Genomic DNA, 10,810 nt, shown 5'->3' with positions numbered 1-10,810 from the left:
CTTCATGGGGAGGGAAGATCACTTCCCGCCGCGCACCTGCACGGCCACCCAGGGGAAGTCGCTGAACACGCCATCGACGCCCGCTGAGTACAAGGCCCGCAGCAGGCTGTGGACGTCGCCGTAGGCGTCGGGCGCCGTTCCGCGCTGCAGCGAGGCCGGCAGAAAGTGGTTCTCGGCGCGCACAGTCCAGGCGTGGACCTGCAGGCCGGCGGCGTGGGCGTTCCCGACCAGCGGGGTTGGGGGGCCGAGGGCGCCGTCGTCCAGCTTCAGCACCAGCGGCAGCTCGACCCCGATCCCGTCGGCGTAGGCCTTGATCCCCTTGAGCCCGGCGGGCGTAAGCATGTCGGCGTAGCGGCCGCCCTTCTGGTCGGCCGGTCCGCCCTCCGCGGCGATCAGCTGGACGCGGCGCACCGGCGAGAGGCGGCGGAACCGCCGCAGCGCCTCGGGCTCGAAGCTCTGCACGAACACCGGCGAGCTGCGCGAATCCAGGCTCTGGGTCTTCAGGGCCGCCGCCAGCCGCGGCTCGAGGGCGAGACCGATCGAGCGGAAGTAGCTCGGGTGCTTCATCTCCGGATAAACGCCGATGGTGCGCCTGGCCTTGGCGCTCTCGGTGCGCGCCAGCTCGACGATCTGGTGGAAGGTCGGGATCGCCTCGTTGCCGTCGTACTTGGTGTTGGCCGGGCGGATGTTCGGCAGCCGCTCGCGGGCCCGCAGGGTCTTCAGCTCGGCCAGGGTGAAGTCCTCGACGAACCAGCCCTCGACGGGCTTGCCGTCGATGGTCTTGGTCTTCTTCCGGCGGGCGAAGTTCGGCTTGGAGCCGACGTCGGTCGTGGCCGAGATCTCGTTCTCGTGCCGGGCGACCAGGATGCCGTCCTTGGTCACCACCAGGTCGGGCTCGATGTAGTCGGCGCCCTGCTGAATGGCGAGCAGGTAGCAGGAGAGGGTGTGTTCCGGCAGCTGGCCGCTGGCTCCGCGATGGGCGATGACCAGGGGGCGCTTGCCCGTGACCTGACCGCGCGCCGGCAGCGCGGCCGCGGCGAGACCCGCCGCGGCGAGCGCGCGGCGCGTCAGGCTCGTCATGCGGCGGCCTTCAGCCGGTCGAGCAGCAGCGGGTGGATGTCCAGATTGGCGGCGCAGACGCTGCCCTTGGCCAGCACGTCCTCGCCGCCGTCGGCGTCCGTCACCTTGCCGCCGGCTTCGGTGATCAGCAGGATCCCGGCGGCCAGATCCCAGGGCTTCAGGTCCCGCTCCCAGTAGCCGTCGAACCGGCCGGCCGCGACGTAGGCCATGTCCAGCGCCGCCGAGCCGAACCGGCGCACGCCGGAGACCCGCTGGCTGATCTGGTGCAGCTCCTTCAGGAACTTGGCGTGCTGGCCATGGCCCAGGAACGGGATGCCGGTCGCCAGCAGGGACTCGTCGAGCCGCGTGCGCGCCGCGACCCGCAGCCGCTTGTCGTTGACGTAGCAGCCCTTGCCCTTCTCCGCCCAGAACAGCTCGTTGCTGGCCGGGTTGTAGGTGACCGCCGCGACGATCGCCCCGTCGCGCTGCAGGGCGATGTTGATCGCGAAGTGCGGCAGGGCGTGCAGGAAGTTGGTGGTGCCGTCGAGCGGATCGACGATCCAGGTGTGGGTCTTGTCGGTGCCCTCGATCAGCCCCCGCTCCTCGCCGTGGAAGCTGTAGCCGGGCCGGGCCTTGCTCAGGGCCTCGAACAGCACCTGCTCGGCCTTCAGGTCGGCGGCCGAGACGAAGTCGGCGGCGCCCTTCTTGGAGACCTGCAGCTCGGTCAGCTCGCCGAAGTCGCGGTTCAGCCCGCGCGCGGCCTTGCGAGCCGCATCGCTCATCACCTTCAACAGGGCGGACTGGGTGGACATCGGGTCTCCGTGGGCGTCGAGGGGCCGGGATAGTGGCAGGGTGGGGCCAAGGCAAGGCGCTTAGCCCGGCTCCGCCAGCCCCTTGGCGATCTCGGCGTTGAGCGCCCTCACCGCCGCCGCCGGGCCCTCCGGATGCTTCCAGACGCCGGCGGACACCGCGATGAAGTCGGCGCCGGCCTTGGCCATCTCGGCGGCCGTTTCAACGGTGATGCCGCCGATGGCGACGCAGGGGGTCTGCATGCTCTCCTGCCAGATGGTCAGGATCTCGGGCTCGGCGCGGGTGGGCGCCTCTTTAGTGGCGGTCGGGAAGAAGGCGCCGAAGGCCACGTAGTCGGCGCCGGCCTCGGCGGCCTCCATGGCCAGGTGCCGGCTGTCGTGGCAGGTGACGCCGACCATCCGGTCGGGGCCCATCAGCCGGCGGGCCTCGGAATAGGGCGCGTCGGACTGGCCGACATGGACGCCGTCGCAGCCGAGCTTCGCCGCAAGGTCCGGGCGGTCGTTGAGGATCACCGCCACGTCGCGGGCCAGGCAGATGGGCGTCAGGGCCTCGACGGCGGCGGCGATGATCTCGTCGGGTGCGTCCTTCAAGCGGATCTGCAGGGCGGCGACATCGCCGGCGTCCAGCGCATGGGCGAGGTCGCGGCCGAACTCGGCCAGGTCGTCGATGGTGGGCGGCGTGATCAGGTAGAGGCGGCAGTCGGCTTTGCTCATGGCGGGGCTCTATATCAGCCCGCGGCGAGAAGCGCCCTCAGGCCGTAAGCGACGGCGGCGGTGGCCAGAGCCCCGGCGGCGGCGAGGCCGAAAAACCACGCCAGCCTACGCCACAGCGGGCCGACGGGTTCGCCCTCGGGCGGGGGTTCAATGATAGCCCGCACCCGCCGTCACCTTTCCGCGGAAAAGCCAATAGACCCAGAAGGTGTAGCCGAGGATCACCGGCAGCAGGATGGCCACCCCCACCAGCATCAGGCCCAGCGCATTGTCCGCCGAGGCCGCCTGCCGGAAGGTCAGGTCGTAAGGGACGATGTTCGGGAAGAAGCTCACCGCCAGGCCGATGTAGCCGGACAGGAAGACGATCATCGCGCCAACGTAGGGCAGGGCGTGCGAATGGCGCTTCAGCCCCCCCACCAGCAGCGCCAGGCCCGCCGCGCCCACGGCGGGGATGGCAAGCAGCGGCGCGAGGCGTCCGAAGTCGAATCGGCCACCCTCCCACCCCCAGCGGACGGCGACCTCCGGATGGACGAACAAGGTGGCAAGGCTGACAGCGGCGAGCAGCAGGGCGGCGCCCGCCGCGCTAGTCCAGGCCCAGCGGCGGGCCCGGCCGTGCAGCTCGTCCTCAGTCCGCCAGATCAGCCAGCAGGCGCCCAGCAGGGCGTAGCCGAACACCAGCCCGACGGCGACCAGCACGGTGTAGGGCGTCAGCCAGTCGTAGGCGCCGCCGGCGAAGGCGTCGCCCTCGATCCGCACCCCCTGGATAAAGCCGCCGAGCACGAACCCCTGCGCCAGCGTCGCCACCACGGAGCCGACGCAGAAGGCGCCGGTCCAGAACGCCTTGCCGCGCCGCCGGCCGCGGGCCCGGAACTCGAAGGCGACGCCGCGCAGGATCAGCGCCAGCAGCATCAGCAGGATGGGGACGTAGAGCGCCGGCCCCAGGACGGCGTAGGCAATGGGAAAGGCGGCGAACAGACCCCCGCCCCCCAGCACCAGCCAGGTCTCGTTGCCGTCCCAGACCGGGGCGATGGTGTCCATCATGATGTCCCGCTCCGCGGGCGAGCCGGCGAAGGGGAAGAGGATCCCCAGCCCCAGGTCCATGCCGTCGAGCAGCACGTACATCAGCACGGCTACGGCGATGATCCCGGCCCAGATCAGCGGCAGGTCTAGGCTCATCGGCCGGCCTCCGGGTCGGGATCGGCGGGCGCGGCCGCCATCGGCTGGCTGGGCTGGCGCGGACCGGGATGCTCGGGCGGCGGCTCGCCAGACCCAGCCACCGGCCCCTCGCCCATCAGCCGCAGGATGTAGAGGGCGCCGACGCTGAACACGATCCCATAGACGACCAGGAACGCCAGCAGCGAGGCCGAGACCTCGCCAGCGCCCACCGGCGAGACCGCGTCGGCGGTCCGCAGCACGCCGTAGACGACGTAGGGCTGACGGCCGACCTCGGCGACCACCCAGCCGGCGATCACGGCGACGAAGCCGGTCGGGCCCATGGCCACGCAGGCTCGAAGGTACGGCCGATTGTGCTCCGGCCCCCGCGTCCGCCAGCACAGGAAGGCGCCCCAGAGCCCCAGCCCGATCATGGCGATCCCCAACCCCACCATGATCCGGAAGGCCCAGAAGACGATGGCTACGGGCGGGCGGTCCTCGGGCGCGAGGCTCTTCAGCCCCGGCACCTCGGCGGTCGTCTCGCCGGCCACGATCCAGCTCCCGATCTTAGGGATCGAGATCTCCCAGCGGTTGGACTCGGTCGCCCGGTCGGGCCAGGCGGCGATGTGGAACGGCTGCTCGGCCCGGGTCTCCCAGAAGGCCTCGATGGCGGCGAGCTTGGAGGGCTGGCTCTCCAGCATCTGCTTGCCGGAGATGTCGCCGACCCACAGCTGCAGGGGCGCGACGATGGCCAGCATGCCCACCGCCATCCGCAGGGAGATCGCCGACTCCGTCTCGCCCGGCGCCCTCAGCCGCCGCCAGGCCGAGGCGCCCGCGACCACCAGGGCGGTGGTCAGGTAGGCCGCCAGCACCATGTGGGTGAACCGCTCGGGGAAGGTCGGCGAGAAGATCACTTCCATCCAGCTGGTGGCCAAGAGGGAGCCGTCCGGAAGGCGGGTGTAGCCGGTCGGGTGCTGCATCCAGCTGTTGGCCGAGATGATCCAGAAGGCCGACACCAAGGTGCCGACGGCGACCAGGGTGGTCGATGCGAAGTGCAGCCGCGGCCCGACCTTGCGCCAGCCGAACAACATCACCCCAAGGAAGCTGGCCTCGAGGAAGAACGCAGTCAGCACCTCGAACGCGAACAGGGGCCCGATCACCGGCGAGACGAAGGCCGAGAAGACGCTCCAGTTGGTGCCGAGCTGGTAGCTCATCACCACCCCGGACACGACGCCCATGCCGAAGGAGAGGGCGAAGATCTTCACCCAGAACAGGTAGAGGGTCTTGAACGCCTCGTTCTTGGTCGTCAGCCAAAGGCCCTCGAGCACCGCAAGGTAGCTCGCCAACCCGATCGTGAAGCTCGGGAAGATGATGTGGAAGGCGATGGTGAAGGCGAACTGCAGCCGCGACAGCAGCAGGGCCTCGGCGTCCATGTCGATCAGGCCTCGCACCCGGCGCGCGCGAGCCGCGCCCCGTCCCGCTGTGGAACGCTGAAGCTCGCCGCCGGCTCCGCGACGGGGCGCCGCAACCACCTAGTTGCTAATGAGTTGCAACGGCGTTCGCATCTGGTACATAGGATTCATCTGCGAGGGGTTCGCAAGTTGTACGTCTGCAATTGCAACGGGATCCGGGAACGTCAGGTCCGCGCCGCCATCCAGGCCGGCGCCCGCCGCCCGGCCGAAATCTTCAAGGCTTGTGATTCCAAGCCCCAGTGCGCCCGCTGCGTCTGCGACATGCGCCAGCTGCTGGACGAGCAGGACGAGTCGCTGAAGTACGCCGCCGAATAGTCTGACTAAGGCGCCGATTACCAGCGGCCCCATAATAAAATCAGAGACTTGTCGGCGGCGCGCGCAACGAAATCAGCGACCGCAAATCACTTGCAAAGATAGGCTTTGACTCCCCGCCCGACGCGCGGAAAGGCTGCGCGCGAATAGTGACGGAGAGTTTCGATGCAGGGCGACAGGGACATCATTCGGCTTCTCAACGCCGTGCTGACCAACGAGCTGACGGCGGTCAACCAGTACTATCTGCATGCGCGCATGTACGAGAACTGGGGCCTGAAGCGGCTCGGCAAGATCACCTACGAAGAGTCAATCGGCGAGATGAAACACGCCGACAAGCTGATCCGTAGGATCCTGTTCCTCGAGGGCCTGCCCAACCTGCAGGACCTGCACAAGCTGAAGATCGGCGAGAGCGTCGGCGAAGGCCTGATGGCGGACCTCGAGCTGGAGACCTCCGGCCGGGTCACGCTGGTCGAGGGCGTCAAGCAGTGCGAGGCCGCCGCCGACTTCGTCTCCCGCGAGGTGCTGGTGGAAATCCTCTCCGACACCGAGGAGCACATCGACTTCCTGGAGACCCAGGTCGGCCTGCTGCGTTCGCTCGGCGAGCAGAACTACATGCAGAGCGCCATGGGCGAGCTGGAAGGGGACTGAGCGCGCCGCACCCCCGGCCGCCGAAGGCGGTGGAGGGGGCGCTCAGCGGCGGCGGTCGAGCCAGCGCTTGATGATCCCGAACGCCGCGGGGCCGACCAGGGCCGCCGCCAGCAGCAGGTAGACGATCCGGGCCTCGTCGGGCATCAGCCGATCCGGCCCTCGATGGCCTGCGGGTGAGGCGGCGCGGCGGGGGCGGCCTCGGCTTCCACTTCAGGCTTGGGCGGCGTCAGGCCCATGAATTCCTTCACGGCGTTGACGTAGGTGTGGGCGATGGTCCGCGCCTGTCCGACGCCGTAGACCCCGTTGCGCTCCAGCGAGGCCAGGTCGCCGCCCAGCGCGAAGATCATCCGGAAGGCTTCTTTCTCGATGATCCCGGTCGGCAGGATGGCGATGTTGTTGAGCCTAAGCTGCTCGACGATGCCCTTCAGCGACTTGGGCCGGACGGCGGCCGGAAGGCGGGTCAGGAGGCAGGCGTGCAGGATCGGCCGGCGCAGCTTCTTTTCCGCATTGCCGACGATCTCGGCCATCTTCAGCGCCTGCAGCGCTTCCAGGGCCGAGGAGGCGAGGGGGGTGATGACCAGGTCCGGCTTCACCGCCGTGAACGACAGGCCCACACGGGCCGAGCCTTCGGTGTCCAAGATGATCCAGTCCGGCCGTTTGCCGTTCGCTTCGCGCAGCGCATCGGGCAGGTCCATCTCGAAGGGCGCGGCGTGCACGCTGATGGTGTTCGGCCGGCCAGGCAGCGAGGCCCAGTGCACCAGCGGCTTGTTGGGATCGGCGTCGATCATCGCCACCCGGTGTCCCTGTTCGGACAGGCCCAGGGCCAGCAGCATCGAAGCGGTGGTCTTCCCCGCACCCCCCTTGGGGCTGACAAACGCCACGGTCGGCAAGCGCAATACCTCGGGTCCGCGAAAAAGGGCCGGCGCGCATATAGGGCATACGCGCAGGTTTCGTTAAACCTCGCTCGCCTTGCGGGCGGAAGGAAGGCGCTTTGCCGCGTTAACTCGTCGCGTCCTGGGCGACTTCCCCCGTCTTGGGCGCGCTTTCGGGCGCGGCGCCGGCTTCGATGATTTTTCCGCGGCCCGTCACGTCGCTGTGCAGCTGACCGGGGCGGCTGACCAGGGTCACCTTGCCCGAATCGGCCACCTTCACGTCGGCGCGCGCCTGCGGAGCGAGGCTGACCTCGCCGTAGTCCCTCACGTTGGCCAGCACCTCGCCGGCCCGCAGCTGCGACAGGTCCGCGTCGGCCGACTCGCCGATGTTGAGGGTCAGCGACTCGGCGCGGCCCTGGATGGACACATCGGCGCGGCCTTCCATGGTCAGCATCAGCCGGTCCTGGTCGTAGCCGTCGACCACGAGGGTGTCCTCATCGTCCAGCCGGAACTCGGTGATGCGCGGGGCGGTGATGGTGATGCTGACGCGCCGCCAGCCGTCCTCGTCGTCGTCGCCGCTGATCCGGCCGCCCACGAGCTGCAGTTGGTGGACCAGCCCGCTCGGACCGCTCACGACCACGGTGGCCGGCCCTTCCTTCTGGACGAACCGCACCTCGGCGGGGATGTCGATATCCAGGCTCTCGCCGGTCCACGGGAGCTCGCGGTTGGCCGGGGCGTCGGCCGCCTCGTCCAGGCGCCGCTCGACCTGGTCGTCCACGTCGTCCTCCCAGTCGCCGAAGTTGCGATGCCAGTCGTGGTTGGTGAAAAGGTCCGGCCCCCCGAAGCTCACCGCGGCGGTGAGGCAGATGACGGCCGTGAAGAAGCCGGCGACGGCGATCAGCACGAGGTTGCGGATCATGGCGTTGCGTCCTTCAGGCTAGAGGGCGGGCTTGAGCAGGCGGAAGTGCAGCCGCCCGTACCAGACGAGGGCGTTCACCAGCCCGATGGTGATCAGGGTCAGCACCGCGCCGGCCGAGATCGAGCCGGCCATCAGGCCCAGGCCCGCGAAGATCGCCGTCACCGCCCCGCCCGGCGGGTCGAAGAAGGGCCCGCCGATGAACACAGCGCCGCCGGCGAAAAAGGCGGCGACCACCCCCATGCCGATCCCGAACAGGGCGCCCACCAGGCCGATCAGCACGGGTAGGACAATCAGCAGGTCCAGGGCCCCCAGGCCGATCACCGCGAACACCGCGCCCATGGCCGCCGAGGGGTTCTTCTGCTCCTCCCACAGGCGCAGGCCGGCCTCGGCGCGCAGCTCGCGGGCCAGCCGGTCCGGATCGCCCAGCGCCTGGCCGACCTCCGCCTCGCTGCGGCCGGCGGCCTCGCCCTCGACGAAGTGGGCCTCATAGTCGGCGACGATGTCGTCGATGGTCTGCGGGGGCAGCCCGCGCAGGCCGTCGCGCAGCCGCTGAAGGAAGATCTGCCGCGTCATTGCCCCTCTCCAAGGATGGTCGCGACGGCGCCCGAGAACTTGGCCCAGGCGGCCTTCTGGGTTTCGAAGCTCGCCCGGCCGGCGTCGGTCAGGCGGTAGTATTTGCGGGGAGGCCCGGCGGGCGACTCGACCAGGTAGGTTTCAACCAGCCGGTCGGCCTGCATGCGGCGCATCAGCGGGTAGATCGTGCCCTCGCCCATGTCGATCGCCTGCGCGAGCCGGCTGGCGATGTCGTAGGCGTAGCCATCGCCGCGCGAGAGCAGCGCCAGCACGCAGAGCTCCAGCACGCCCTTCTTCAGCTGAACCTGGATGGTCTCGGTCACTTGGCCGCCCGTTCCCTTCGCGTCCGTCGTGCTGAAGTCTTACGCAAGGTACTAGGTGATGCAAGCTAGCATGCATTAACTCGTAGTAAGGTCCGGTCCCCGGTGAGGGATCGTTTCCGCCGCCCGCCTGTTCTGAAGGTCTGACGAGACCTGGAGTTAGACGCGCATGCTCGACATCAGCTCTGGCGCCTTCTGGATGATGGTGACGGTGATCGGCGTCGCCCTCCTGGGCGCCGCCATCGCGTGGGGAATGGCGCGCAATGCGCGCCGCGATCGCAGCAAGGACGCCCTCACAGAAGCCGCCACACGGCAGCAGTACGACCACCCGAACGTCGGCGACAATCAGGGTCCTGCCGATCCCAAGCACCGGGTGGGCGCCCCCCGTTAAGCGGGCGCCCCTTCTAAGCCGCAAGCTTCGCCTCTAGGCTCTCGCAGAAGAGCCTAGGGAGATCGCATGTCGGACGCGGCGGGGCAGAGGAGCGGGCGCCAGCACGCCACGGTGATCGGGGCCGCATCGGCCGGCACCGTCTTCGAGTGGTACGACTTCTACCTCTACGGCTCGCTGGCGGGGTTCATCACCCAGCACTTCTTCTCGGGCGTCAACGAGACCACCGGATACATCTTCGCCTTGCTGGCCTTCGCGGCGGGCTTCGCGGTCCGCCCGTTCGGCGCCCTGGTGTTCGGCCGGCTGGGCGACCTGTGGGGCCGCAAGAACACCTTCCTGGTGACCATGCTGCTGATGGGGCTCTCGACCTTCGTCGTCGGCCTGTTGCCGAGCTATGCCCAGATCGGCGTCGCCGCGCCGATCCTTCTGATCGTCATGCGCCTGATCCAGGGGCTGGCGCTGGGCGGCGAGTACGGCGGGGCGGCGACCTACGTGGCCGAGCATGCGCCGCCCGGCCGCCGCGGCCTCTACACCAGCTTCATTCAGACCACGGCGACGCTGGGCTTGTTTCTCAGCCTGATCGTCATCCTGCTGGTGCGCAGCAACCTGGGCGAAGAGGCCTTCCGCGACTGGGGCTGGCGGATCCCCTTCCTGGTCTCGATCATCCTGCTGGGCGTCTCGCTCTGGATCCGCCTGCGGCTCAACGAGAGCCCGGTGTTCCAGCGGATGGTGGAGGAGGGCAAGGCCTCCAAGAAGCCGCTGACCGAGAGCTTCGCCCGCTGGCCGAACCTGAAGCTGGTGCTGCTGGCGCTGGCCGGCCTCACCGCCGGCCAGGCGGTGGTCTGGTACACCGGCCAGTTCTACGCCCTGTTCTTCCTGGAGCGGATGCTGAAGGTGGACGGCTCGCTGGCTAACAGCCTCGTCGCCATCGCCCTGCTGCTGGGCACGCCCTTCTTCATCGTGTTCGGCTGGCTGTCGGACAAGATCGGCCGCAAGCCGATCATCCTGCTCGGCTGCTTCCTGGCCGTCATGACCTACTTCCCGCTGTTCAAGACGCTGGCGGCCGCCGCCAACCCGCAGCTCGCCGCCGCGTCGGAGCGGGCGCCGGTCAGCGTCATCGCCGATCCGGCCGACTGCTCGTTCCAGTTCGACCCGGTCGGGCGGCAGACCTTCGCCTCATCCTGCGACGTGGCCAAGTCGCACCTGGCCAGCGCCGGCATTTCCTACGAGAGCCGCCCGGCGCCGGCCGGGTCGCTGGCGGTGGTGCAGGTCGGTCAGGTGGCGGTGAACAGCTTCGACGGCGAAGGCATGCCGAAGGCGCAGTTCGATGAAGCCAAGAAGACGTGGCAGGGCCAGGTCGGCACGGTGCTCTCGGCCGCCGGCTATCCGGCCAAGGCCGACCCGGCGCAGGTGAATCGCCCGCTGGTCGTGGGCGTGCTGTTCGTGCTGATGCTCTACGTCACCATGGTCTACGGCCCGATCGCCGCGGCCCTGGTGGAGATGTTCCCGGCCAGGATCCGGTACACCTCCATGTCGCTGCCCTACCACGTCGGCAACGGCTGGTTCGGCGGCTTC

General features: G+C 69.1%; 13 protein-coding genes. 4 read left to right on the top strand and 9 right to left on the bottom strand.

Annotated elements, in window-relative coordinates; translation table 11 throughout:
* Window positions 1-18: 18 nt before the first annotated feature.
* The 5 genes from VHK87_RS01125 to VHK87_RS01105 all read right to left on the bottom strand — a co-directional run bounded on the left by VHK87_RS01125 (window position 19) and on the right by VHK87_RS01105 (window position 5,182).
* Complete coding sequence (locus VHK87_RS01125; protein ID WP_329633056.1) at window positions 19-1,080, bottom strand: glycerophosphodiester phosphodiesterase; 1,062 nt, start codon at window positions 1,078-1,080, stop codon at window positions 19-21.
* Window positions 1,077-1,871 (bottom strand): inositol monophosphatase family protein, encoded by a 795-nt coding sequence (locus VHK87_RS01120; RefSeq protein WP_329633055.1) that lies wholly within the window; start codon window positions 1,869-1,871, stop codon window positions 1,077-1,079. Before VHK87_RS01120 ends, VHK87_RS01125 begins: the two co-directional genes overlap by 4 nt.
* 60 nt (window positions 1,872-1,931) lie before the next feature.
* Window positions 1,932-2,582, bottom strand: coding sequence for a thiamine phosphate synthase (gene thiE / locus VHK87_RS01115; RefSeq protein ID WP_329633054.1), 651 nt, complete (start codon window positions 2,580-2,582; stop codon window positions 1,932-1,934).
* A 147-nt stretch (window positions 2,583-2,729) separates the two neighbouring features.
* Complete coding sequence (gene cydB / locus VHK87_RS01110) at window positions 2,730-3,755, bottom strand: cytochrome d ubiquinol oxidase subunit II (RefSeq protein WP_329633053.1); 1,026 nt, start codon at window positions 3,753-3,755, stop codon at window positions 2,730-2,732.
* Window positions 3,752-5,182: a cytochrome ubiquinol oxidase subunit I gene (locus tag VHK87_RS01105; protein WP_329633052.1), complete on the bottom strand. Its 1,431-nt coding sequence runs from the start codon at window positions 5,180-5,182 to the stop codon at window positions 3,752-3,754. Before VHK87_RS01105 ends, cydB begins: the two co-directional genes overlap by 4 nt.
* Before the next feature lie 150 nt (window positions 5,183-5,332).
* Here VHK87_RS01105 and VHK87_RS01100 point away from each other — a divergent pair, with 150 nt between their 5' ends.
* On the top strand, window positions 5,333-5,518 hold the full coding sequence (locus VHK87_RS01100; RefSeq protein ID WP_329633051.1) for a (2Fe-2S)-binding protein: 186 nt from the start codon (window positions 5,333-5,335) through the stop codon (window positions 5,516-5,518).
* Between the two features lie 162 nt (window positions 5,519-5,680).
* Complete coding sequence (gene bfr / locus VHK87_RS01095; RefSeq protein WP_329633050.1) at window positions 5,681-6,163, top strand: bacterioferritin; 483 nt, start codon at window positions 5,681-5,683, stop codon at window positions 6,161-6,163.
* 143 nt (window positions 6,164-6,306) lie between these two features.
* Here bfr and VHK87_RS01090 read toward each other — a convergent pair whose 3' ends face one another.
* The 4 genes from VHK87_RS01090 to VHK87_RS01075 all read right to left on the bottom strand — a co-directional run bounded on the left by VHK87_RS01090 (window position 6,307) and on the right by VHK87_RS01075 (window position 8,850).
* On the bottom strand, window positions 6,307-7,044 hold the full coding sequence (locus tag VHK87_RS01090) for a ParA family protein (RefSeq protein WP_329633057.1): 738 nt from the start codon (window positions 7,042-7,044) through the stop codon (window positions 6,307-6,309).
* A gap of 118 nt (window positions 7,045-7,162) precedes the next feature.
* Complete coding sequence (locus VHK87_RS01085) at window positions 7,163-7,954, bottom strand: GIN domain-containing protein (protein WP_329633049.1); 792 nt, start codon at window positions 7,952-7,954, stop codon at window positions 7,163-7,165.
* Window positions 7,955-7,972: 18 nt separating this feature from the next.
* The gene (locus VHK87_RS01080) at window positions 7,973-8,527 is read right to left on the bottom strand and encodes a DUF1700 domain-containing protein (RefSeq protein WP_329633048.1); all 555 of its coding nucleotides are present in this window, start codon (window positions 8,525-8,527) and stop codon (window positions 7,973-7,975) included.
* Entirely contained in the window at window positions 8,524-8,850 is a 327-nt protein-coding gene (locus tag VHK87_RS01075) for a PadR family transcriptional regulator (RefSeq protein ID WP_329633047.1), read from the bottom strand. Before VHK87_RS01075 ends, VHK87_RS01080 begins: the two co-directional genes overlap by 4 nt.
* Before the next feature lie 166 nt (window positions 8,851-9,016).
* On the opposite strand from VHK87_RS01075, the gene VHK87_RS01070 reads away from it, so the two are divergent.
* Entirely contained in the window at window positions 9,017-9,238 is a 222-nt protein-coding gene (locus VHK87_RS01070) for a hypothetical protein (RefSeq protein WP_329633046.1), read from the top strand.
* Window positions 9,239-9,304: 66 nt separating this feature from the next.
* The coding region (locus VHK87_RS01065; protein ID WP_329633045.1) for an MFS transporter at window positions 9,305-10,810 on the top strand (1,506 nt) is incomplete at its 3' end.

It is taken from the genome of Phenylobacterium sp. (genome assembly GCF_036263695.1).
GTDB lineage: Bacteria > Pseudomonadota > Alphaproteobacteria > Caulobacterales > Caulobacteraceae > Phenylobacterium.
The sequence above is the reverse complement of the archived record's forward strand: the minus strand, read 5'-3'. Positions and strand labels throughout refer to the sequence as shown.

What these genes read in the sequence shown, in the direction of transcription:
- VHK87_RS01085 (WP_329633049.1), bottom strand. Translation starts at nt 7,954, where the DNA reads ATGATCCGCAACCTCGTGCTGATCGCCGTCGCCGGCTTCTTCACGGCC.
- thiE (WP_329633054.1), bottom strand. Translation starts at nt 2,582, where the DNA reads ATGAGCAAAGCCGACTGCCGCCTCTACCTGATCACGCCGCCCACCATC.
- VHK87_RS01125 (WP_329633056.1), bottom strand. Translation starts at nt 1,080, where the DNA reads ATGACGAGCCTGACGCGCCGCGCGCTCGCCGCGGCGGGTCTCGCCGCG.
- VHK87_RS01120 (WP_329633055.1), bottom strand. Translation starts at nt 1,871, where the DNA reads ATGTCCACCCAGTCCGCCCTGTTGAAGGTGATGAGCGATGCGGCTCGC.
- VHK87_RS01080 (WP_329633048.1), bottom strand. Translation starts at nt 8,527, where the DNA reads ATGACGCGGCAGATCTTCCTTCAGCGGCTGCGCGACGGCCTGCGCGGG.
- cydB (WP_329633053.1), bottom strand. Translation starts at nt 3,755, where the DNA reads ATGAGCCTAGACCTGCCGCTGATCTGGGCCGGGATCATCGCCGTAGCC.
- VHK87_RS01070 (WP_329633046.1), top strand. Translation starts at nt 9,017, where the DNA reads ATGCTCGACATCAGCTCTGGCGCCTTCTGGATGATGGTGACGGTGATC.
- bfr (WP_329633050.1), top strand. Translation starts at nt 5,681, where the DNA reads ATGCAGGGCGACAGGGACATCATTCGGCTTCTCAACGCCGTGCTGACC.